24 protein-coding genes are annotated in these 24,642 nt (G+C 31.4%); 7 read left to right on the top strand and 17 right to left on the bottom strand.

The window, feature by feature from the left end:
• Positions 1-1,099, top strand: a 1,099-nt coding sequence (locus ACJAX4_RS10540) for a DEAD/DEAH box helicase (RefSeq protein WP_435789422.1), incomplete at its 5' end; no start/stop codon positions are given.
• An 85-nt stretch (positions 1,100-1,184) separates the two neighbouring features.
• Here the strand turns inward: ACJAX4_RS10540 and ACJAX4_RS10535 are convergent.
• The 10 genes from ACJAX4_RS10535 to ACJAX4_RS10490 all read right to left on the bottom strand — a co-directional run bounded on the left by ACJAX4_RS10535 (position 1,185) and on the right by ACJAX4_RS10490 (position 8,485).
• Positions 1,185-1,889, bottom strand: a complete 705-nt coding sequence (locus ACJAX4_RS10535; RefSeq protein WP_435789421.1) for an MgtC/SapB family protein — start codon at positions 1,887-1,889, stop codon at positions 1,185-1,187.
• 77 nt (positions 1,890-1,966) lie between these two features.
• A complete protein-coding gene (locus tag ACJAX4_RS10530; RefSeq protein ID WP_435789420.1) occupies positions 1,967-2,458 on the bottom strand; it encodes a UPF0158 family protein in 492 nt (163 codons plus the stop codon).
• Between the two features lie 87 nt (positions 2,459-2,545).
• On the bottom strand, positions 2,546-2,788 hold the full coding sequence (locus tag ACJAX4_RS10525) for a DUF1292 domain-containing protein (RefSeq protein ID WP_435789419.1): 243 nt from the start codon (positions 2,786-2,788) through the stop codon (positions 2,546-2,548).
• A gap of 76 nt (positions 2,789-2,864) precedes the next feature.
• Positions 2,865-3,854, bottom strand: coding sequence for a biotin--[acetyl-CoA-carboxylase] ligase (locus ACJAX4_RS10520; protein ID WP_435789418.1), 990 nt, complete (start codon positions 3,852-3,854; stop codon positions 2,865-2,867).
• A gap of 47 nt (positions 3,855-3,901) precedes the next feature.
• Entirely contained in the window at positions 3,902-4,771 is an 870-nt protein-coding gene (locus ACJAX4_RS10515; protein WP_435789417.1) for a radical SAM protein, read from the bottom strand.
• A gap of 115 nt (positions 4,772-4,886) precedes the next feature.
• Positions 4,887-5,516, bottom strand: a complete 630-nt coding sequence (locus tag ACJAX4_RS10510) for an HDIG domain-containing metalloprotein (RefSeq protein ID WP_435789416.1) — start codon at positions 5,514-5,516, stop codon at positions 4,887-4,889.
• A gap of 135 nt (positions 5,517-5,651) precedes the next feature.
• Complete coding sequence (locus ACJAX4_RS10505) at positions 5,652-5,828, bottom strand: hypothetical protein (protein ID WP_435789415.1); 177 nt, start codon at positions 5,826-5,828, stop codon at positions 5,652-5,654.
• Between the two features lie 42 nt (positions 5,829-5,870).
• On the bottom strand, positions 5,871-6,107 hold the full coding sequence (locus ACJAX4_RS10500; RefSeq protein WP_435789414.1) for a DUF1292 domain-containing protein: 237 nt from the start codon (positions 6,105-6,107) through the stop codon (positions 5,871-5,873).
• A 108-nt stretch (positions 6,108-6,215) separates the two neighbouring features.
• On the bottom strand, positions 6,216-7,598 hold the full coding sequence (locus tag ACJAX4_RS10495) for a CCA tRNA nucleotidyltransferase (RefSeq protein ID WP_435789413.1): 1,383 nt from the start codon (positions 7,596-7,598) through the stop codon (positions 6,216-6,218).
• 23 nt (positions 7,599-7,621) lie between these two features.
• Positions 7,622-8,485, bottom strand: coding sequence for a DUF6414 family protein (locus tag ACJAX4_RS10490; protein WP_435789412.1), 864 nt, complete (start codon positions 8,483-8,485; stop codon positions 7,622-7,624).
• A gap of 200 nt (positions 8,486-8,685) precedes the next feature.
• Here ACJAX4_RS10490 and ACJAX4_RS10485 point away from each other — a divergent pair, with 200 nt between their 5' ends.
• On the top strand, positions 8,686-9,021 hold the full coding sequence (locus ACJAX4_RS10485) for a hypothetical protein (protein ID WP_435789411.1): 336 nt from the start codon (positions 8,686-8,688) through the stop codon (positions 9,019-9,021).
• Between the two features lie 38 nt (positions 9,022-9,059).
• On the opposite strand, the gene ACJAX4_RS10480 is transcribed toward ACJAX4_RS10485, so the two are convergent.
• The 4 genes from ACJAX4_RS10480 to hcp form a co-directional block, all read right to left on the bottom strand.
• Positions 9,060-10,250 carry a DNA polymerase Y family protein gene (locus tag ACJAX4_RS10480; protein WP_435789423.1) on the bottom strand — a complete coding sequence of 397 codons (1,191 nt, stop codon included), beginning with the start codon at positions 10,248-10,250 and terminating at the stop codon, positions 9,060-9,062.
• A gap of 145 nt (positions 10,251-10,395) precedes the next feature.
• A complete protein-coding gene (ptsP, locus tag ACJAX4_RS10475) occupies positions 10,396-12,105 on the bottom strand; it encodes a phosphoenolpyruvate--protein phosphotransferase (protein WP_435789410.1) in 1,710 nt (569 codons plus the stop codon).
• Positions 12,106-12,158: 53 nt separating this feature from the next.
• Positions 12,159-12,416 carry an HPr family phosphocarrier protein gene (locus ACJAX4_RS10470; protein ID WP_435789409.1) on the bottom strand — a complete coding sequence of 86 codons (258 nt, stop codon included), beginning with the start codon at positions 12,414-12,416 and terminating at the stop codon, positions 12,159-12,161.
• Positions 12,417-12,965: 549 nt separating this feature from the next.
• Entirely contained in the window at positions 12,966-14,609 is a 1,644-nt protein-coding gene (gene hcp / locus ACJAX4_RS10465) for a hydroxylamine reductase (RefSeq protein WP_435789408.1), read from the bottom strand.
• Positions 14,610-14,964: 355 nt separating this feature from the next.
• Between hcp and ACJAX4_RS10460 the strand changes: the two genes are divergently transcribed.
• Both ACJAX4_RS10460 and ACJAX4_RS10455 read left to right on the top strand, forming a co-directional pair.
• A complete protein-coding gene (locus tag ACJAX4_RS10460) occupies positions 14,965-17,094 on the top strand; it encodes a transporter substrate-binding domain-containing diguanylate cyclase (RefSeq protein WP_435789407.1) in 2,130 nt (709 codons plus the stop codon).
• Positions 17,095-17,261: 167 nt separating this feature from the next.
• Positions 17,262-18,869 carry a Na/Pi cotransporter family protein gene (locus ACJAX4_RS10455; RefSeq protein ID WP_435789406.1) on the top strand — a complete coding sequence of 536 codons (1,608 nt, stop codon included), beginning with the start codon at positions 17,262-17,264 and terminating at the stop codon, positions 18,867-18,869.
• 38 nt (positions 18,870-18,907) lie between these two features.
• Here the strand turns inward: ACJAX4_RS10455 and ACJAX4_RS10450 are convergent, their stop codons facing one another.
• Complete coding sequence (locus ACJAX4_RS10450; RefSeq protein WP_435789405.1) at positions 18,908-19,639, bottom strand: lysophospholipid acyltransferase family protein; 732 nt, start codon at positions 19,637-19,639, stop codon at positions 18,908-18,910.
• A 213-nt stretch (positions 19,640-19,852) separates the two neighbouring features.
• On the opposite strand from ACJAX4_RS10450, the gene ACJAX4_RS10445 reads away from it, so the two are divergent.
• The 3 genes from ACJAX4_RS10445 to ACJAX4_RS10435 all read left to right on the top strand — a co-directional run bounded on the left by ACJAX4_RS10445 (position 19,853) and on the right by ACJAX4_RS10435 (position 22,558).
• Positions 19,853-20,263: a YtxH domain-containing protein gene (locus ACJAX4_RS10445; protein WP_435789404.1), complete on the top strand. Its 411-nt coding sequence runs from the start codon at positions 19,853-19,855 to the stop codon at positions 20,261-20,263.
• 30 nt (positions 20,264-20,293) lie between these two features.
• Positions 20,294-20,635: a hypothetical protein gene (locus ACJAX4_RS10440; protein ID WP_435789403.1), complete on the top strand. Its 342-nt coding sequence runs from the start codon at positions 20,294-20,296 to the stop codon at positions 20,633-20,635.
• A gap of 150 nt (positions 20,636-20,785) precedes the next feature.
• Positions 20,786-22,558, top strand: a complete 1,773-nt coding sequence (locus ACJAX4_RS10435; RefSeq protein WP_435789402.1) for a M3 family oligoendopeptidase — start codon at positions 20,786-20,788, stop codon at positions 22,556-22,558.
• A 53-nt stretch (positions 22,559-22,611) separates the two neighbouring features.
• Here ACJAX4_RS10435 and ACJAX4_RS10430 read toward each other — a convergent pair whose 3' ends face one another.
• Positions 22,612-23,937, bottom strand: a complete 1,326-nt coding sequence (locus ACJAX4_RS10430; protein ID WP_435789401.1) for a replication-associated recombination protein A — start codon at positions 23,935-23,937, stop codon at positions 22,612-22,614.
• Positions 23,938-23,994: 57 nt separating this feature from the next.
• Positions 23,995-24,642 (bottom strand): toxic anion resistance protein (locus ACJAX4_RS10425; RefSeq protein WP_435789400.1); only part of this gene is annotated, 648 nt, incomplete at its 5' end.

The following is a 24,642-nucleotide window of genomic DNA, read 5'->3' as shown; positions in this document are numbered from 1 at the left end:
AATGTTAAACATGGGCTTTATAGAAGATATCGAAAGTATTATAAGTAACTTAAGTGAAGATAGACAGACTTTACTTTTCTCAGCTACTATGCCAAGGGCTATTAAAATATTGTCAAAAAAATATATGCATCCAGATACAAAGGTTATTGCAATTGAAAAGAAATCAATGACTGTTTCTAAAACTAAACAATATTATTACGAAGTAAATTCAAAAAATAAATTTGAATCATTATGTAGAATACTTGATGTTGACGCTCCTAAAACTTGTATATTATTCTGTAAAACTAAAAAAGGTGTAGATGAGTTAGTAGAAGCACTACAACCTAGAGGTTATACTGTAGACGGTATGCATGGAGATATGAAACAAAGCCAAAGAATGAACACTCTTAAGAAATTCAAAGATGGTAATCTAAATTTTTTAATTGCAACAGATGTAGCAGCAAGAGGTATTGATGTTGATGATATTACTCATGTAATAAACTATGATTTACCACAAGATACAGAAAGCTATGTCCATAGAATTGGAAGAACCGGCAGAGCTGGTAAAGAAGGTATAGCTTATAGTCTTATTACAAGAAGAGAAGCATCTGCTATAAGACAAATTGAACGTGACACTAAAAGCGTAATAACTAAAAAAGCTGTTCCTAGTATACCAGATATTTTTGCAGCTAAATCAGATACAATTTTAAAAAATATAAAATTAACTTTAACAGAAAATTTATACGATAACTTTGTTCCTTTAGGTAAAACTCTAACAGACGAATTTGGTGCTGAAGACGTAGCCGCTTCTCTAATCAAAATTATTTTTGATAAAGAAGTTAACTATAACTATGCAGATGATACTGTTTCAACAGCAGATAACGTTAGATTATTTCTTTCTATAGGAAGAATGGACGAAGTTATGACTAAAGATATTATAGCTTTCCTAGCTGAAACTGCTAATATTAATAAAAATGAACTTGGCCGTATTGATATTCTAGATAAATTCTCTTTTCTAGATGTTCCTGAAAACCTAGTTGATGCTATTTTAAGAAAAAGCTCAGGTCAGAAGTTGAATAAAAGAAAAGTTAATATCGAAGTTGCTAAATCAAGAAGATAAATTGTATTAGCTCGAAAAAGAGCCCTAATTATTAGGGCTCTTTTTATTTTAATGTATAAGTAGTTTGATTCCGTAATAAGTATTTTTAATCCAATATAGTGGCTTTGTATATTTCTTCAAAAGCACATAGTTTTTGTATAACCATACTACTATTAATATGTTTTGGTGCTAAAATTGTATACATTGTTGTGCTATAATGTATATTCTCATCTTCATCTTCAATTAAGAATTCTATATTCTTAACTTTTATCCCCATACCATCAAAGTACTGTTCTAATTTCTCTACCATATTTTTCTTGTTAGCATATTGAATTTCTATTTTAACAATTTTAGTATTCTTAAAGAGCTTAGCTTCAATAGTCTTAAGAAATACTAATACTACAAAAACACATATAGTTGATAGTATAGTTAAAGTATAATAACCAAGCCCTGCTGCAAGCCCAATACATGCCACTGTCCATATACTTGCCGCAGTAGTAAGTCCCTTTACCGATCCCTTTTCATGTATAATAGTACCTGCTCCTAAGAACCCTACTCCTGTTATAACTTGCGCCCCTAGTCTTCCAATATCTGCCTTGATTGCATTTTGGAGTTCTGGATGCAGCAGTATAATATTTACTGTGTCTTGAATTGAATATAATTGTATCATCGAGGTAATTGCGGCACCTAAACATACCAGTATATGTGTTCTAAAACCAGCAGGTCTATTTTTAGATTCTCTCTCATATCCAATTAAGCCACCAACTATAACCGCCAGTACAAGCCTAATAACTACTTCATAAGCTAACATCTACATTCCTCCACAAATTCATCATATTCTATTATAATTAAGTAAAAGCTATATGTGCACGTCTATATCACAACTGCTTAATTTAGGTACTTTAATTCAATGGCATTGGATTTTAGCCATGCTATGACAAATTCGTATACAGAGTTATCTTCATATTTATACCATTTATCTATTTCACCTTGCTTATCCATTAAAAGGTGCTTAAATCGTTTTATAGGTTCTGAACTATTCAATGCATTTTGTAATTCTGCTTTTAAATCCGAATCACTGATCAAACTATTAGCATATTTTTTCATTTTACCTATATAAAAATCATCATTAATAATAGGAGTGCTTATATATCTAATATCCTCATCTTCGCTAATAAGTATAGCCACCCTAACGAATTCTTTTAACCAATTGTCGAAAGTACCTTCTTTTAATGTTTCATTTTCCATGGCTAAACACACTTCCGACGGTATATATATAGCCTCACCAGTATCTGTATCTAAAAAGCTCTTACCTAAATCATCATCAACTGATGAAATTGTTTCTATAAGTGATTCCATATTAATATCTAATAGCTTCAAAATTCCAACTCCTCGTTGTAATTAAATTTACCTTAACGCATACTTATAATAAAAACCAATAAACCTGGACGGTTTATTGGTTTTTATCTATTCGGCAAAAGTTGATTCATATTCTTCTAATACTTTTTCAAATTCTTCTTCATCTTCTACTGCAATATATTCCTTCTTACCATCTACCTCTTCGATTTTATATACATAAGCATCCTCTTCATCCCCTACAGGAGCTAAGAGTGCATATTTATTCTCATTTAATTCAATTGTTTCTACTAATTCAAACTGAACCTTTTCTCCATCTTCATCAAGCATAGTTATAATTTTATTATCTTCCATCATAATTCTCCTTTCAAACTTATTAAGCACATTATACCTTTAATATAGCTAATATGTCTATATAAAATTAAGTGTTTTATTCACCATAACCATTAATTCCTCTAATAGAGACTTCTCCCGATACAATATATTCTAAATTTCCACTGTGATTTTCAATAACTAGTTCTCCACTATCGCTTATATCTATTGCTTTAGCAATTGTTACTTTACCCCTATTTATTAATTGAATTTCACTTCCAATAAGTATAGAATTTTCTCTACAAATCTCTATTGTTTCTTTTATATCGCCATTTAGAACAAAATCACTATATAACTCTTCAAAAATGTTTAATACATTTGCAAGTAGAACCTTCCTGTCAATATATTTACCACTCTCTATTAAAAGTGAAGTAGCTACATTTTTTAGATCCCTCGGTATATCTTCCTCTTTAAGGTTTACATTTATACCAATTCCCATAATTAGATAATTAATATGATCTATTTCGCCACTCATTTCTGTTAATATGCCGCATATTTTTTTGCTGTTTAGTACTATATCATTCGGCCACTTAATACCAGCTTTAATTCCCATTTTCCTAATAGCCTTTTGAACAGCAGCTGCACCAATTAAAGTTATTTGCGATATGTTTTGCGTGGTTATGTTTGGTCTAAGTATTATTGACATGCATATACCCTTATATTTAGGTGATACCCAATTCCTTCCTAACCTTCCACGACCTGTGGTCTGTTCTTCACTTATAATAGCTGTGCCATGTTCTTCACCTCTCTCTGCCAATTCTTTAGCCTTAGAGTTTGTTGAACCAATAGACTCGTAATAAATAATACTTTTTCCTACATACTTTGTTCTTAGAAAACTTTGAATTTCTTCATATGTAAGTTTATCCGGAGAAGAAATTATTCTATAACCCTTTCTTGAAATGGCTTCAATTTCGTATCCATCCTCTTTAATCATATTTATGTATTTCCATATAGCCGCACGGCTAACGCCCAATTGTTCACTGATTTTTTCACCAGATACAAAATTATTCCCGCTTCCTTTTAGTATTATAAGAATTTTACCCTTCATATGACACACCACCTTTTATAAATTCTGAGGAGGATAGTTTAATCTCTTTAAAGTCTTCTATATTCTTCTTGTTTATAACTATCTTTGCCTTTCAGCGCGCGGTCAATATCCCCTAACAACTTACTTTTATCTCCTGGTAATGTCCCAGCTAGGGCCATATAGTTTGAAGCATGATTGCTTCTGAAAATACAGCTTATAACTTCTACATTTTGCAGAAATTCTCTTGTCTCATACATTATTTGTTTTGGACTTAATAAATTGAATCTCCCCGCTTGAACATCGTCGTATATAGGCGTTCCACTCTCTAGCATTAGTGTTAAAAGCCCTACATAATCCGGGTTTATAGCACTTATGAGCTTAGCAGATTCTATCGCATGCTCCTTACTTTTTAATGTACCTCCAATTCCTGAAATTAGAGTAACAGATAACTTTATTCCACTTTCTTTAACCTTTACCCCTGCCATAATCATCTCTTCTGCAGTTACGCCTTTATTTATACTTTTTAATATATCATTACTTCCAGATTCAACTCCTAGATACACAATTCCAATACCACAATCTTTTAGCTCTATAAGTTCATCTAAAGATTTTCTTAAAATATCCTTTGGAGTACCATAAATCCCCACTCTCTCGCACTGAGGAAATAATTCTTTTATTTTGATAAGTATGGCTTTCAATTTGTCAGTTTCAAGGACCAAAGCATCTCCATCCGCTAGAAACACCTTTTTAATTATCCCACTTGTTGCCTTCGCCTCTTCCAAATCTTCCATAATCTCTTTTAAATCACGTACCCTAAACTTCTTATCCTTGTACATCCCACAAAAGCTACAACCATTATGTGAACATCCAATAGTAACTTGTACTATAAGACTGTATGCCTCACTAGGCGGTCTATATACGGCTCCTTCATATCTCATTATAATTCATCTCCAAACCTTCTAAATCTCCCATGCTGAAAGCAATGGGGTTCTTTATATTATCTACCTATCATTCATTAATCATCTTTTAAGTATACCACAGGATATTAAATAATTACTTGGAAGTTGATAAATACTCATTACATTTACGGACAAAAGATTGAATATTCTCCTTCTCCTCTTTGATTTTACTCTGACTCATTTTACCTCTACCTAGTCTATCACACTGTGATAACAATGCAATTTCTTTGATAGATGTTTCTGATACCATTCCTTTCACATCTCCAAAAGGTAATTCTTTAACTACAAATAGGGTTTGCATATGCCACCTAACCAAAGCCGTAACTCCTCTAATAAATTCTTGGTCCTCTGTAAATACTTGTAGAAATTCTCTGCAAAGTTCTGCCCCAACTTTGTCATGATCATAAGATGTTATTTTACCCTTACGAATTTTTGTAGTAGGTGCCTTGCCTAAATCATGTAGTAATGCACCCCACATAAAGATTTTAGAATTTTCGCTTTGCCCTTTTATTTTTGCTGCATTATCTACCACAAGCATTGTATGAACCCATGCACTTCCTTCTGGGTGGTGCTCTGGGGATTGCTTTATTTCTATTAAATCCTTTAATAATGTAACTGGATATTTAGTAGCAATGCTCTTATTGTTCATTATTTCTTCAAAATATATAGATGGCTTATCATCTTCCATTAGATGCTTCTCAAATTCTTCAAATATTTTTTTCATTTATTTATTCCTTTCTTTTTCTATTCTTATTTATATAACTTTACACTATTATAGTATAACAAAAATAGCAGGTGTTTATTATCATATTATGATAATAAACACCTACTATTTTGTTCTTGCTGTCATCACTAGGTACTATTCTGACTTAGTTCCACCATACTCACTTTTTTTAGTTTCAAAAACACTTTCATTATATGCACTTTCTTCAATAGTTTGAATTAATTGATTTTTAGAATGTGGATTTTGTGACCTTGTGTCTTTCTTAATATAATTACGTAGATTTTCCTTACTAGCTTGTTCACGATCCTTCATATAAAAAACCTCCTAACTATCTATTGTTATTAAATATATACATTATGCTGAGTGCTGGTTATATTCGTCTAATACTTTTTTAAATTCCGGCCCCACTCCTACAGAAAAGTATTCTGTTTCGCCATTCTTTACAACTGACTTATACGCATATGCTTCATCAGAATCCTTAGGACCTACTATCACATATTCATTTCCATCAACCTTAACAGCGTCAATCAAGTCTAATACTACACTCTTTCCAAATTCATTTACTACAGTAATTGTTTCAACAGGTTTCATATAAATACCTCCTTTCACATTTCAAGTCTCATATTATATTGCGCCTAAGTAGAGGTTTTATACTTGTTTTTTAAAATAATAAATAAACAGCAAACAATCAGACTAAACTTAGTGTGATTGTTTGCTGTTTATATATTCCCTATAAATTACATCTAATAGTTGTTCCTTGCTATTGAGTTCCGGATTTTCTAATGTTTTATCTAAAACAAATTTAAGCATATTACCTATTTCTTGCCCTGGCTTAAGTGAAAACTCCGCAATTATATCTCTACCATTTACTGCAAGATCACCTATGGATAGCGGAACTTTAGATTCTATAATAGCTCTTGTTTTTTCTTCTACTCTATCAATTTGTTCTAAACGAATTTCAGGAAAACTAGAACCTAATGCATCTGCTCTTTGTAAGGCGAAAAGGTTAAATATTAAATCAACAGAAACCCTATTAATAAGGCGTTTTACAGATGCATCTGTTGGTTTTTCAAGTACATTCATGTGCTCCTTTACTAAAATGCTGATATTACTTATACTTTCATTGTCAAATCTAAATCTTTTAAGTATTTGTTCACTTATCATGATACCTTTTTTATCATGGCCATAAAAGTGACCTATACCAAGACTATCAAGGGTAAAACAATCTGGTTTACCTATGTCATGTAGCAATGCTGCAACTCTTAAATTAAGATCTTGTGAGCAGTTTTCCACAACCGCTAAAGTATGATTAAATATATCTTTATTATGATGAGGATTTAGCTGATTAAACCCTACGGTCTTTTGAAGTTCTGGTAGTATAAAACCAAGTAATTTAGTTTCCTCCAGTAATTTCAAAGATATTGTGGAGTTGTTAGATATTAGCATTTTACATAATTCATCTCTAATTCTTTCACTACTTATATTTAAAATAAGGTGACAATTTTCTTTTATGGCCTCTAATGTTTTTTGTTCTATATGAAACCCTAGCCTAGCTGCAAACCGAATTGCTCTAAGCATTCTTAGTGCATCTTCTTTAAACCTTTTATTAGGCTCTCCTACGGCTCTAATTATTCTATTTTCTAAATCTACTAAACCGCCAAAATAATCTATAACACCATTTGCCCCATTAAAGGCCAGTGCATTTATAGTAAAGTCCCTTCTTGCTAAGTCCTCTTTTAAATTTGAAACAAATGTAACAGCCTCCGGTCTTCTATTATCTACATACTTGCCATCTATTCTATATGTTGTAACCTCATACCCCTCGTAACCTACCATAACAGTCACTGTACCGTGTTTTATACCTGTAGGTATAGTTTGTAGAAAGAGTGTAATAAGTTCTTCTGGCAGGGCATTGGTAGCTATATCGTAGTCTTTAGGCACAGATATTCCCATTATAAAATCTCGTACACTTCCTCCTACTATGTAGGCCTCATATCCACTCTTTTTTAAAGTATCTAAAATTGTCTTCACACCATCTGGTATAATCATAGATGTTTCAGATATTGTGCTTTGTTTTTTCATTATAATCACCCTTTACTTAAATTCTAAATATACATTGCTATAGGTATAATTTCAATGATAGGTTCATTAATATCTATTTCGGTTGTATTATAATCTCTAATTAAATTTGAGTTTTTTAAAAATCTATTCTTAAATTCTTGAAAATACTCCTCGTTTAAATAATCAAAATATGTTCCACTGAGCAAACTGCCGCTATTGTTTTCATTTTCCTTTGAAATCCTTACCACTTTACCAAGCACGGTAATACTAGCACCTTCGATATAATCTAAATTGTCCGCCATACATTTTATGTCTATGGGCACTATAACCTTAGTGTTTCCAGTGCCTATACTACTACTAATGTATTTTATACATTTTTCTTTTTTACAATTTTGCATATCTTCTTTAAGAATTTCCATAACTTGTCTCTTGATTTTATCTTCTTCACTTCCGTCACTACTCTCTCCATTTCCAGGTGAGAAAGCTAATTGCATTTCCATAACCCTAATTATATCTTCTATATACTCTATAACTGGGTTTTTGTACAATTGGAGGGTAAACTGAACAAAATCAAATTCTTTTATATTCTTTACATCATTCTCATTATTTATAATCTTTAACATACTTTGATCATTAAGTATATTTTTTATTCTCGATAGTATTGTTATTACTATTGAAACTCTTTCCTCTATTCTCTGCGACGAAAATTCATTCAGAACTTGAACATTTAAATCTCCTTGCCTTATTTTACCACAAGTAAGTTCATATAAGGGGGTACTTGTAGTAACCGTCAACATCTTTCTAGTACTTTCGCTTTTAATTTCCTTAAATTCCTCTATTACAATAGTATATAAATTGTTTATCATATTTTCATTAAAATATAATGGTATTAACGCTCTATTATCCATGATTCTTAGAACCTCCATATAAATAGTACTTCTTACCTAGTTTACATTTTTTTATTATAATTTAGAACGGTATTTGACAACAAATTAGGTTGTTTCTATAACAACTTTTTGTAAATTAACCAGATAAAGGTTGATTTTCGTGTTAGTATTCTGTTAATATATTATCATACACAATAAAAATAATTTGAGGGGGAAAACTTATGGAACAAAAAACTTTCTTACGTAAATTGGGCGTGCCTGAGAATATTATTTCAAATGTTCTTATTATGAATACAAGGGATACTTATTATTGGTCAGTAGAAGCAGAGGGTAATACACTAACTACCTATTGTGCCAGAAACAAAAACGATATTTACGATGGTTCAGATGAAACATTAAATGAAAAGATAATCACAGATAAAAGTTTATTTTTCAGAAATAAGGAAATTGATTATAGTTTAATTGTTGAAGAATATGTAAAAAGCGTCGGTGACAAACATAAAGCATATGTAGTAACTTCATTAAAAGATGATTTTTGCATGTATGAGAAACTATAAAATAAATTATTCTAAAAAAATAACTAGCAATTTGCTAGTTATTTTTTTAGAAATACTGATTTTGTAATTATACTTTTACCATACTTCCCTCTTAAATTATCCATAGTTTTGTCTAAAGATCTTTGTTTCTCACACCAGCCGCTATCCATATCAAAAATTGATATCTGTTTAACATTATCTAAGCATAAATTATTAAGCGAAACTCCTAATAACCTTATCGGTTCACCTTTCCATAATTCGTCAAAAATATTTCTTACTGTTTTTAAAATTTCTTCTGTGGAATCGGTGGCATCCCTTAGTGTCTTGCTCGCTGAATAATTCACAAATTCGCAATTTTTTATTGTTATAGAAATACAGTAGCAACACTTTTTAATATCCCTAAGCCTTGTAGATGTGTGATCTACAAGTGACAATAGTGTGATATAGGCATCCTTTTTATTTTTAATATCCTCACTTAATGTAGTTGAATTGCTTATTCCCTTCAACTCATATTTATTCCATCTTACTTCTGATCTATCTATACCATTTGCATACTGCCACATCACACGACCGCTACTTTTAAAGTGATATTTCAATATTTCCATATCATATAGCGCTAAATCTCCTATAGTAAATATATTTAAGTTATTAAGCCTCGGAACAGTTTTCTTCCCAACCATGAAAAGATCTCCAACTGGAAGTTTCCATAACTTTTTTTCAATTTCATCTTTAAAAAGTGCATGTACTTTATTAGGCTTTTCAAAATCTGAGGCCATCTTAGATAAAAGCTTAACATCTGACATTCCAATATTCACTGTGAATCCAAGTTCCGATTTTATCCTATCCTTAATATCCAATGCTAGCCTTAGTGCAGATTCTTTTGATGTATTATAACTTGTCATATCTAAAAAACACTCATCTATAGAAAATTTCTCCACATAAGGTGTATAGTCTGCAAAAATTTTTCTCATAGCTATACTACAACTCTCATATAGCGTAAAATCTGGAGCTACCACTACGAGATTTGCGCATTTTTTTCTTGCAGCAAATAAACTTTCTCCTGTTATTATTCCAGCTTTTTTTGCTGTCATAGATTTTGCTAAGACTACCCCACGCCTTGCATCCTCATCACCTCCTATTACGGACGCGATATCTCTTAAATCAATAAACTCACCTTTTAAAAGTTTATCTACGGCACTCCAAGATAGGAATGCTGAATTTACATCTATATGGAATATAAGTTTCCCCACAATTTTAAGCATATAATCTCATCCTTTATATAAATCATATTTTATACTATAAATATATTATATAGACTTTCAGTATAAAAAAGCAATCTATCCTTAATTTAAGAATAAATTGCTTTTTTTATAATATTTATTAGTTAGATTTGTCTTATGCTTTATTGTTAGCTTTCAAGAATTCTTTTATTTCATCTGAATCTCCAAAAGATAATACTGGTTCAGATAGTTTTATGCACTGCTCATAATTAGATTCAGTAACAGTTCTACGAGCCCTTAATATTGAAGATGCGCTCATACTGAATTCATCTAATCCAAATCCCAGTAGAACAGGAATAAGTTCTGTGATTCCTGCCATTTCTCCGCACATACCTACCATTATTCCTGCCTTGTGACCATTATCTATTACAGTTTTAATAAGTCTTAAAACTCCTGGATGATAAAAATCATATAAATATGCTATTTTTTCATTCATTCGATCAACAGCTAATGTATACTGAATCAAATCATTTGTACCTATACTAAAGAAGTCTACCTCTTTAGCTAATACATCAGATATTACTGCCGCTGAAGGTATTTCTATCATAATACCCACTTCAACATTCTCATCGAATGCTACGCCCTCTGATTTAAGCTCATCTTTACACTTCTGCAATATTTTTTTAGCCATTTTAAGTTCTTGAAGGCTAGATATCATAGGAAACATAATTTTAAGTGTTCCATATGTAGAAGCCCTTAGTAATGCTCTTAATTGAGTTATAAATATGTCCGTTCTATCTAGACAAATCCTTATAGCTCTATAGCCTAAAAACGGATTCATTTCTTCGTCCATCGGTAAGTAATTTAATTTTTTATCCCCACCAATATCCAATGTTCTTATTATAACAGGTTTTTCTCCCATTTTTTCTAGAACTGACTTATATGTATCAAATTGCTCTTCTTCAGTTGGAAGTGCATCTTTGGCCATATATAAAAATTCTGTTCTAAATAGTCCTATAGCTTCTGCACCATTTTTTAAAACATTTTCTACATCTTCCACAGATCCTATATTGGCTGCAAGCTCAACTGTTTTACCATCTAAAGTGGTAGATTTCATAGAAACATATTTAAGTAGTTGGCTTTTAAATTCGGCAAATTCTTCTCTTTTAGCTTTGTACTCATTTAAAGTTTCCTCATCGGGATTAATAATAATTATCCCCTGTTCTCCGTCCAAAATAATTAAATCACCATCTTTGATTTTCTGTAAACCACTACCTGCACCTACTACTGCTGGTAACTCTAGAGACCGTGCAATAATAGCAGTATGAGAAGTTTTTCCACCTATTTCAGTTGCAAAGCCCAAAACTTTAGATTTATTAATTTGTGCTGTATCTGACGGAGTAAGGTCCTTGGCAATTATTATGCACTCTTGTTGAATTTCATCAATTGAAGCTGCTTTTATTCCCATAAGTATATTTAATACTCTTTTACTTACATCTTTTATGTCAGCTGCTCTCTCAGTCATATATTTATTTTCCATAGCTTCAAAAATAGCTGCCGTTTCATCCCTTACTGTTTGTAGTGAATATTCCGCATTAAATTTTTCATCAGTAATTTTCTTTTGAATAGCACCTATGAATTCCGGATCAGAAAGCATCATTAAATGAGCTTCGAATATTTCTGCTTTCTCGCTTCCTAGGCTTTCTTTTATACCTTCGGTTATTTTTTCTAGCTGATTTACTGCTTCCTGCAGCGCATCATTAAATCTGTTTAGCTCACAATTCGTATCCTCAACCTTACAACTTTTTACTTCTACTGCTTCTTCTTTAATAACTAAAGCTGTACCTATAGCTATTCCAAAAGACGCACTTATTGCCTTTAACATATGTAAACCTCCTAAATAGATCTTCTTTTTAAAAAATAATTATTAACTTCTTTTTAAAGTCCTTCTTCGATAAGTTTTACCATAGCAACTGCTGCAGCTTCTTCATCATCACCAGTAGCCTTTATTGTTATTTCATCATCTTTAACAGCTGCCATGGACATTATAGCTACTATACTTTTTGAATTGTACTCATTTCCATCTTTCACTATAAGAACTTGTGATTTAAACTTAGACGCCTCTTTAACTACCGATAATGCTGGTCTAGCGTGTATTCCAGTTTCACTTTTAACTATTGCTTTTTTTTCTATCATAATACAATCTCTCCTATTACTTTAATTTTATTATTATTACATCATTAGTTGTATCTACATTTCCTAATTTAAATTCTACAAACTCCCTACTATCGCTATCCGTAAGAATCAATGCACTTAAGTTAGATTTAGCTTTGGCTTTTATTAAGTCATTGTCAACTTCAAAATACCACTAAAACAAAAAACACGAACTTATAAGGTGCTTTAAATCACTTTATATGGTTCATGCCTGAGCTAAGTCAGTAACACACCTAACATTATTAACTTGATTGCCTTAATCTATGTATATGTATAGTAATAAATGATACTTCATCCTATTTTACCAGGTTTTTTATCAATATCCATACTACCATTACCTCTCTTATAGTTTAAAATACATTTAGAAATTATTCAAGAGTTTTCTAAAATATATTTGTATTAATCTAATTATCAAGCTCACTTTATAGCATTTGAATATAATGCAAATAAACCCCTGATTTTTATCAGGGGTTTATAAAATCATTTTTTTATCGCCATAAGGGCTAATTAAAATTTAGGGTGTTTATATTTTTAAGCCATGAACATTTTTATATCGTCGCTAGCAGTTCCTATTCCTGCTATTCCAAAGTTTTCAACTAATACATTAACAACATTTGGAGACAAAAATGCAGGTAATGTTGGTCCTAAGTGAATATTTTTAACACCTAAGTGAAGTAATGCCAATAATACTATAACAGCCTTTTGTTCATACCAAGCAATATTGTATGTTATTGGTAATTCATTGATATCAGCGAGTCCAAATACTTCTTGAAGCTTCATTGCAATAACAACTAATGAATATGAATCATTACATTGACCTGCATCTAGAACTCTAGGAATTCCACCGATATCTCCAAGTTCTAATTTGTTGTATCTATATTTTGCACAGCCTGCAGTTAAAATGACTGTATCCGCTGGTAATTCCTTTGCAAAATCAGTATAGTAATCGCGACCTTTCATTCTTCCATCACAACCGGCCATTACAAAGAATCTCTTTATTGCTCCTGTTTTAACAGCTTCTACAACTTTATCAGCAAGTGCTATTACTTGATTATGAGCAAAACCTCCAACTATTTCTCCTCTTTCTATTTCAGTTGGTGCGCTACATTTTTTAGCATGCTCAATTATAACTGAAAAATCTTTTGCAGCTCCATCTTTTCCATCAGCTATATGATTAAGTCCTGCAAATCCAGTTGCCCCTGTTGTGTAAACTCTTTCCTTATAAGAATCCTTTGGAGGAGTAATACAGTTTGTAGTCATGAGTATTGGTCCATTAAAGCTTTCAAACTCTGAATTTTGCTTCCACCATGCATTTCCGTAATTACCTACAAGATGATCGAATTTTTTGAATGCTGGGTAATAGTTTGCTGGTAACATTTCACTATGAGTATATACGTCTACTCCTGTGCCTTCTGTCTGCTTTAATAAAGCTTCCATATCTTTTAAATCATGCCCACTAATTAATATTCCTGGGTTGTTACGAACTCCTATGTTTACCTTTGAAATTTCTGGATTTCCGTAAGTAGTAGTATTCGCTCCATCGAGTAGTGCCATAGCATCTACGCCATATTTACCACATTCTAGTGTTAATGCGACAAGCTCAGCAACAGATAAATTGTCATCAGTAATTTGAGCTAATCCCTTTTGCATAAATGCATATATATCATTATTTTCATATGCTAAATTGTATGCATGGTCAACATAAGCTGCTATTCCTTTAATACCATAAGTTACTAATTCTCTTAAAGATCTTACATCCTCATTTTCTGTATCAAGAACTCCAACTCTTATTGACTTACTCTCGAATTCCTGTGAAGTACCTGTCCAAGTTGCACATTCTGGAAGACTTTCATCTAATACTCCACCAGCATTTACTAGCTGATCTTTAATCACCTCACGTAATTCTAATGCTTTTGTTATTGTTTCTATAAACCTATCTTTATTAAAATTTGCATTTGTAATAGTCATAAACAATCCAGTTACTACAAATTTGTTTACTTCTTTATTTTCTACTCCAAGTTCTCTTGCTCTTGTGCTGTATATTGATATTCCTTTTAGAACATAAATTAATAAATCCTGCATATTAGCTACATCATCTGTTTTACCACAAACCCCTTTTACTGTACATCCCGTTCCTTTTGACGCCTCTTGACATTGATAACAAAACATTCCCATTATAAATTCCTCCTAATTGTTTTTTTGGATAGACAACTATTTTCTGTAGTCATCTTCCTCATATTAATAATTATTATTTTAATGAATCAATATAAACATAAGTAAATTAACATTTATCGTTGAACTATCTTTAGTATACTTTTGATTGGGTTAAATGTCGGTAACAAATGTTACCTAAACAACATTTCTTTCATTTTTTTTATTATTTACTTATAATTCTCTCTTGCATTTATCCTTTACTTTTTATCTAATCGTTGAAAATATTTGAAATTTGTATTAAAATACATTATATATTAACTATAAAATAGTGTAACTTTGCTTAAATAGGCTTGCGTTACGAATAGGATGTGCTACGGTGAAAAACACAATTAAAATTATTGTTTTTACTTATCTATTACTCATTTTGTGGAGTACTTTTGCCTTCGGTTCCGTAGATACTTCACTAAAGTTAACTGTGGACGAAAAACAATGGTTAATTATCAATAAGGACAAAATATTCACTTTAGGAATTAATCCAGGACTAGGTATGGAATACTTTAAATATAAAGATGAAGAAAAAGGATATTTAATTCCACTCATTGCTCTCATGGAAAAAGATTTAGGTATAAACATCAATCTTAAAACCTCAAACAGTTGGGGCGAGGTCTTTTCTGCTCTCCATACTGGTAAAATAGATATTCTTTTTGGAGCAAATGAAACAGTGGAAAGAAAAAAAACAATGTACTTTACTCAACCCATTTATAAAATCCCCTACGCACTAATTACAAAAAAAGGAGATTCTATTCGTACCATAGGAGATATTGATAATAAGGCAGTGGGTTTTATAACCGATGATATTGTCATTGATTTACTTCCAACAATTTATAAAAATATCAGGTACAAAGCAAAATTCTATGCTTCTCCAGAAGAATGTATCACAGCAATAAGCAGAAATAAAATTGATGCTTTAATAACCTCTGGTGGACCTGTTGTGTTTGATTATATATATCGATTTCCAGAACTCAATTATGCATTTAAATTAAATAGCATCACCTCTGATTTAACCCTTTCTACTACAAAAGATAATGAAATGTTATTTAATATACTTGAAAAAGAAATTAACCATTTAAAAGGAAATATTCTTTCTAAAATCATAAATTCATCCGAGGTAGACTATAATTTAAATATAATGAACCTCACTCCCTCAGAAATTAATTGGCTTGAAAATGATGGAAAGGCAGTGGTAGGAATTACTAAGGATTATTTGCCCTTCGACTACTTTCTTGATGGAGAATATAAAGGGATAAGTGGGCAGATAATAAATGAAATCTCACGAAAGACTGGTATAGAGTTTATAAATAAATATGGTGAATTTGATGATTTAAATAATAAACTTAAAAATGGACAAATTGATATTTTAAATATTGCTAAAACTGAGGATCGCTTAAAATATTTGTTATATCCACAGCCCTACAGTACCGAAAGAGATATTATTGTGGGTAGAAAAGATAGTAAAGATGCACTAGACATTTTTGGGTTAGAAGGAAAAAAAGTTGCAGTGATTAAAGGTTTTTGGCATTATGAACATCTCATGAAAAATCTAACCTCTGTAGAAATTATAGAAACTTCATCAATTCAAGAATCCATGTTAATGGTGCATAATGGTAGGGCTGATTACTTAATTGAAAACCCTACCGTGGTTAGATATTACACAGAGGAACTTCAACTGTTCGATCTTGTGGAAAAAGGTGGCACAAGCACTGATTCCTACTTGTACTACGGCGTAGCAAAAGGTAAACCAGAACTAGCTAGTATTATTGATAAAGTTATCCCAATGTTAGACATCAATCAATTAATAAAGAAAGGATATGATGAAGTCCCTCACGTATCCAATAAAAAGTACTTACGTAAATTAACGTTGATAATTGTAGTACTGGGCGCGATATTGATATTTGTAATTCTATATGTGGTTAAATTGTTTAAGGCATTAATAAAAGAAAAGCTCTCCACTGAATTATTACGACAAAGAGAGGAATTCTTGTATACCGATCCACTGACTAATCTCTATAATAGAAACTATTTCAGTTCTAAAATAAAGGATACTTTAGATTTTCTTGTCTATCCTCAAAGCTTTATAATTGCTGATATCAATAATTTGAAAATTACAAACGACAGATATGGCCACTTAATAGGAGATCTATTGTTAAAACAATTTGCGGACACGCTTACAGAAAGTTGCCCTTCCGAATGTTTATTAGTACGAATGGGAGGTGATGAATTTCTTATCATTTTAGAAAATGCAAATGAACTTATGGCAACAGAAATCATAGAAGCCCTTAAAATCGCTTTGACAAAGAATCCAATTATAATCACTGATAATGAAATTATAAATGTAACCACATCTTTTGGATATGCCACTCGTTATTCCACAAATGAGACCTTTGATGAGATGTTTAAAACTGCCGACGCTAGAATGTACGATGAAAAAAGAATGTCTAAAAATTAAAACTTGAGTGGATTATACCTTTAAATTAATAATTATAAATATTTCTTAACATAACTCGCTAAAACATAAAATAATTAACATAAACTATAACAAATTTAACATGCTCTTAACATTACTGTGGTAGAATATCTTGTAGATAAAGTTCTTTTTTAAAAAGGAGAGTTAAAATGGATTATAAAATGATATTCGGGCTTTTAGGTGGTTTGGGACTATTTGTATATGGAATGAAGCTAATGGGGGATGGCCTCCAAAAGACTGCAGGTGAGAAGCTAAAAAGATTACTAGAAATTTTAACTAGTAATAAGTTTTTCGCAGTGCTTGTTGGTGCAGGTGTAACTGCAATTATTCAAAGTAGTAGTGCAACTACGGTAATGACTGTAGGTTTTGTAAATGCAGGGCTTATGAATTTATACCAAGCCGCTGGGGTTATTATGGGAGCAAATATTGGTACTACAATTACAGCTCAACTTATAGCCTTTAAACTTTCAGATATAGCACCCTTTATTCTTGCAATAGGTGCTGCCTTAGTTATATTTAGCAAGAAAAAGAAGACAAAAGACATTGGCGAAGTTGTTTTAGGATTTGGTATACTATTTGTTGGCATGTCAATGATGGAGAATTCCATGAGACCTATAAGAGAACTAGAAGGCTTTAAAAACCTTATTTTATCTTTAGGCACCCATCCACTAATGGGAGTTTTAGTTGGTCTTAGTATGACAGCTATAGTTCAAAGTAGTAGTGCTACTATTGGTATTTTGATGGCACTTGCTGCAAATAATGGTATTTCTTTAGAAGTAGCGCTACCTATACTTTACGGAGATAATATGGGAACTTGTATTACAGCACTTCTTGCAAGTATTGGTACTACTAGAAATGCTAAGAGGGCCGCCCTAATACATGTAATTTTTAACGTAACAGGTACTATAATATTTATGCTTGCCTTCCCTTTGACACTTAAACTCGTTCCACAATTGGGCGGAAATACGCAAAGACAAATTGCAAACGCTCATACAATATTTAATTTTGCAAATGTATTTATTCAAGTTTGGTTTATAGGTATTTTAGTTAATTTTGTTAATAAAGTTGTACCTGGCGAGGATGAAAAGTCATCTGCTCTAGTCCTTGAATACTTAGATAAACGACTACTCGAAACTCCTTCAATCGCAGTTGGACAAGTTATTAAGGAAGTTAGTAGGATGGGAAGACTTGCTTCTGAGAATCTTTCTAATTCCATGGATGCTTTCTTAACTTCTAATGAAGGTTTAATGAACAAAGTTATTGAATATGAGGCAACGATCAATTATCTTGAAAGAGAGATAACTGGTTATATGGTCTCACTTTCAAACACTCCTTTATCAGAACATCAATCGGAGATTATTACTTCCCTATATCATGTAGTAAATGACATAGAGAGAATTGGAGATCATGCTGAGAACGTAGGAGAGCTTGCTAAACTTCGGATGGATAATAACATTATCTTTTCAGAAAAAGCAATAACAGATGTAATATATATGTTTGAAACTGTAAAATACTGTGTAGATAATGCTATATCATCTTTAGAAAATTCAGACTTAGAATCAGCTCATAAAGCTATGGATGTAGAGGATAAGATTGATGCTATGGAAATACAGCTTAAAAATAATCATATAACTAGATTAAATAAATTAGAATGTTCGCCAGTTGGTGGTTCTGTATATCTAGAACTATTAAGCAATCTTGAAAGAGTGGGAGACCATTCAAATAACATTGCACAAATGGTTGTTAATTCAAAATAATTTACACCCTCATCCAAAAGCATTAGGGCTTAGTTTAACTAGGCCCTAGTGCTTTTTAATTTACATATATTGTTTAATTCCTCTTCTATTATATTTTGTACGTATTGGGCTAAATCTTGCTGCTCCTTGCAGAGTGTATTAACATAAATAGGCTTATGCACAACCATTTTTACTTTGTTCCCTGTTACCTTTCTACCTACTTCCAATACAATATAAGTGCCATCAATGGTTATAGGAACAATTGCAACTTCAGATTTTATTGCCAGTCTCATGCTCCCTTTTTTAAAAGAATTCATTTTAGATTTGAGGCTTCTTGTTCCTTCTGGGAAAATCATAATAGAATATCCACCCTTTATCTTATCTACTGCTTCTCCAATAGTTTTAATTGATTGTCTAGGACTTTTCCTATCTATATAAATTGACCCTATTGATTTTAACCACCCGTTAACTAATGGTATTTTTCGTATCTCTTTTTTAGCAATAAATCCAAAGGGTTTATCTATATATGCTAACAATGCGAAACCATCAAAAATAGCTTGATGGTTTGCTACAAAAATACAATTTTCCTTTGGTATGTTTTCTACGCCCCTAACTTCCATGTTAGTCTTAGTTGCCTTTAAAACATATTTCGCAATGTTCTGTGCTCTTTTAGATGCATATATTTCAGACTCTTTGGGTGATTTTTTTTGCATGCACTTGATTTTAATTAAGCTAAGAGATGATACACATAAATAAATTGAAAAATATAAATACCATAATAATTTCGTCATAAATCCTCCCCATAATAATTTAGTTTATATTAAAGGTGCATCCTGATTTTACCAAACATCTAAGAAAATTGATATATATAGAAATACTTTATATTCAGCTTTATTTTTTTCCACATTTTCCTATTAGTTGACTTAAATTCTTATGTTGTGTATAATTGTATATAAATATTAGTATGAATTCTAAAATTTTATCTTTTAAGGAGGAAAAAAATTATGATATTTACAAATTATTTTGAAAAACGTAAAAAAGAAAAACAAAGAATATTAAAAATTAAAACTGCAAAAAAAATATTTGTTGGTACTGTTGCTGGAAGTCTTAGTGGTGTAATAGGTGGTTTACTTTTTTCACCTAAATCAGGTAAAGATAACAGAAAAGATGTTTCTAACACAACAAAAGATTTAAAAAATAATGTAAAAGAAAAAACTATAGAATTTAAGGGAGTTATTGACAATAGAGTTTCTGATACTAAGGAAAATGTAACAGATGCTAAATCAAAAATTTCTGATTACTTAAATGAAAAAAGAGGATCAAAAGTAAATGATGATGAAGCTACTACGGATACTGAAGATGTAATTGAAATTGTAGGACAAGATGAGGTTGCTGAAAAGAAATCTAAAAAATAAACAAAATTATGAAAGAATATGGTGGTATTTATGTATGTGAATTTCCCCTTATTGGGACAAGGTTTATTAATTTTTCTTGGTATAACCACTTTAGTTATACTGATAATACTATTGTTAAAGCTTATTAAAACTATATCAACTGTAAATTCAATTATCAAAAGGAATGAAGAAAGCATTGATGAAGTAATAGATGTTTTACCAAAAACAATTAATAATTTACACGAAGTAACTGAAAATATAAAAGATGTTTCTGAAGTAATAGTCCAGACAACTGCAACTGCCGTTGGCGCTACAGAATCACTGGAAAGATATTTAGTATATGTAGTAGATATTTTAACTATTATAAAAAAGATATTTTCAAATAAGAAGTAGGAAAATAAGCACCTAAAAAGAAGGGGAACATTCCCCTTCTTTTTTTACCCTTAAATTAAGATATATAAACAACTATTATATACTAATATATTCTCTAAACCGTGGTATAATATATCCTATATATAATATTTTGTAAATGGAGGCGTTAATATGGATATGAAATGGAGTTTAAATGAGCTGTATACATCCTTTGATAGCAATGATTTTAAAGCGGATATGATTTCTTTTGAAAATTCCATAGAACATATAAAAAAGTGGACAATAAAAAATTGTAATGATTCTAAGGATCCTAAAGTAAAAATTGAAGAATTTATCAATTTTGAAAATGAATTTAGTGATCTTACAAATAAACTGTATAATTATGCAGAGTTGTCCTTAAGTGTCAATACGAAAGATGAAACTTCTAATAAAATTTCTGAAAAACTAGAAGCTAAACTGGCTGAACTTGCTAAACCCTATACTATTTTTTCAAAATGGTTAAGTTCAATTAAAGAACTAGAATCTATAACTAAAGAGTCAGAACTTATGACATCTCATAGTTATTACTTAATGGACTTAGTTAAAAATGCTAAATATTTGCTTAGTGAATCTGAAGAAGAACTAATTGCTAAAATGAAAAATAGTGGATCAGACGCCTGGTCTAAACTTCAAAACACAATAACATCTACTCTCCTCGTGCCTATTAATATAAATGGCGAGGATGAGATGCTTCCATTATCTGTGGTTAGAAATATGGCCTATGATAAAGATAGTAAAGTTAGAAAAAATGCTTATGATGCAGAACTTAAATCTTATGATACAATTGCAGAATCTTCGGCCGCATCATTAAATGGTATCAAAGGAGAAGTTATTACGATCAGCACTCTTAAAGGATATGAATCTCCGCTGCACAGTACTCTTGAAAACTCAAGAATGGATAAAGAGACTCTAGATGCTATGTTAAGTGCCATGATGGAAAGTCTTCCATCTTTCCATAAATATTTTAAGAAGAAAGCTGAAATACTTGGCCACTCCGAAGGTCTTCCTTTTTATGATTTATTTGCACCAATTGGTGACGCAAATATGCACTTTTCTTATGAAGAGGCAAGAACCTTTATAGTTAAAAATTTTGCTACCTTTAGTGGCAATCTTGCAACATTTGCTGATTATGCTTTTTCTAATAACTGGATTGATGCTGAGCCCAAGGTCGGAAAATTAGGTGGTGCTTTCTGTTCTAATTTACATAGCATTAAAGAAAGCAGAATACTATCTAACTTTACAGGGAGTTTTAACGATGTTTCAACTCTAGCACACGAACTAGGTCATGGCTATCACGGCCTATGTTTAGCGGAAGAATCTGCACTTAATAGTGATTATCCTATGCCTATTGCAGAAACCGCTTCAATCTTTTGTGAGACAATAATTAGTAATGCAGCTTTAAAAAGTGCTTCTGAGAAAGAAGCTTTTGCAATCCTAGAGAATGATATATCTGGAAGTGCTCAAGTCGTTGTGGATATTTTAAGCCGCTATCTATTTGAAACTGAACTGTTTAAACGAAGAGAAGATAGTTCTGTGCCAGTACGTGAATTAAAAGAAATCATGTTAGACTCGCAAAAAAAAGCTTATGGAAAAGGGCTAGATCATAATTTTTTACATCCGTACATGTGGATATGCAAACCTCATTACTATGATGCCTCAAGCAATTTTTATAACTTTCCTTATGCATTTGGTCTACTATTTTCTAAAGGTTTATACTCTGAATATATGAAAAGAGGAGAATCATTTGTAGATGATTATAATGCCTTACTTTCTGCTACTGGAAAAAACAATCTCGCACAAGTAGCAAAAATGATGGGTGTGGATATTCATTCTATTGATTTTTGGAGAAGTTCATTAAATCTTATCTGTGAAGATATAGAAAAATTCGTTAATTTATCTAATTAATGTTGTAAAACAAAGTAGGTAATATAAATTAAGTTTATATTACCTACTTTGTTTTATTTAGATTCATCTTTAAGCATTCTAAGCCTCTCTTTAATTTTCTTTTCATATCCATTGCATGAAGCCTTATAATATTCTGTGCCCATTAGCTCATCTGATAAATATTGTTGTTTTACATAATTACCATCATAATCATGAGGATATAAATACCCTACTCCATGTCCTAATTTACTTGCACCACTATAATGACTATCCCTTAAATGTACAGGTATACTCCCTATTTTGTTTTGTTCTACATCTTTAAGTGCCTTATTAATAGCCATATAAGATGCATTGCTTTTAGGGGCGCAGGCTATATAAATTACTGCCTGTGCTAAAATTATTCTAGCTTCTGGCATACCTACAAACCTAACCGCCTCCGCTGCATTATTTGCTATAACGATAGCCATAGGATCTGCATTACCAACATCCTCTGATGCAGATATTACAATTCTCCTGGCAATAAATTTTGGATCCTCACCAGCATATATCATTCTAGCAAGGTAATGAATCGCAGCATCAGGATCAGAGCCTCTCATACTTTTGATAAAGGCTGAAATCACATCATAATGTTCGTCTCTATTTTTATCATATTTTATATGCTTTTGTTGGAGACATTCTCGAACAACATCCATTGTTATGTTTATCTTACCATCCTCGTCTCTATCCGTAGTGAGTATTGATAATTCCACTGCATTAAGCGCACGTCTTGCATCACCATTTGCCATATTTGCAAGGTAGTTTATAGCTTCCTCATCCATATAGATATTAGTGTTTCCAAAGCCTACATCTTTATCTTCTAGTGCTCTTAAAATAATTTTTTGGATATGTTCTTCCTTTAAAGGCTCTAATTTAAATAACATGGACCTAGATATTAATGCATTATTAACTTCAAAATAAGGATTTTCTGTGGTTGCACCAATTAAAACTATTGTTCCCTTCTCTACAAAGGGTAGAAGCGCATCCTGTTGGGCTTTATTAAATCTATGAATTTCATCTATAAATAATATAGTTTTAATATTGTACATACCCAAATTATTCTTAGCCTGGGCTACTACTTCTCGTAATTCTTTAAGCCCATCTGTAACTGCATTAAGTCTAACAAAATCTGATTTTGTTGAGTTTGCAATAACTTTAGCCAAGCTAGTTTTGCCTGTACCCGGTGGACCATAAAGTAATAATGAGGTTATTTTATCCGCAATAATAGCTCGCCATAAAAGCTTTCCCTTACCTAAAATATGCTCTTGACCTACAAAATCTTCTAATTTTTCTGGCTTTAATTTCTCAGCCAAGGGTGCATCCATGCGCAGGTTTTTTTCTTGCTGTAATTCGAATAAATCCATTTTATCACCTTAAGTCCTTCATTTTGTTTTCTTTATTGCATTATAATTCATCATCTTTTAACCTATAGATTTATGCTTTAATTTTTCTGTCATCTCATGTAATTTAGTTATTCCATCTTCTCTTAATCTCTTATTTTCGTTTTCAATGGTATTAGTTTCCTCTATTCCCTGCATAATAGTATTCCAAGTTTTCTCTAGTGTTTCGATTTTCACGCTTGTTCCTCCAGCAAGTTTTGCTATATCAACACTTTGACTTCTAATATTTTCAGCATTTTTCATAAGTAGTTCGTTTGTTGTTCTATCAAGTTCAGATAGTGAATCCGATACTAATTTCTGTTTCTTTAAAGCAATAGCTTGAATTATTCCATTTTTAAACACAGGTATTGTTATTATAAAAGCAGAATGAACCTTAGATATTAACTTGTAATTTCCTCTTTGGATCATTTTAATTTGAGGGGCAGTTTGTAATGACACCATTTTTGCCATTTCCAAATCATAAATTCTTTGTTTAAGCATTTCAATAGTGGCTTTAGCATTCTCATAATTTATTGCATTTATTTGTTCTCCATTATTTGCTAGAGCCTCAAGTTTAGGAAGATCTTCAGTTTCATTTTTTTCAACCACTATATTTCCTGCAGCAATGTATTTTTCAAGTTCTCCATAATACTCAAAGTTTTGATTGTATAAGTTTTCAAGTGCTAGATT

Source organism: Clostridium sp., from assembly GCF_051278035.1.
In the GTDB taxonomy this organism is placed as follows: domain Bacteria; phylum Bacillota; class Clostridia; order Clostridiales; family Clostridiaceae; genus Clostridium_AD.
This window is presented reverse-complemented; position numbering and strand designations above follow the sequence as displayed.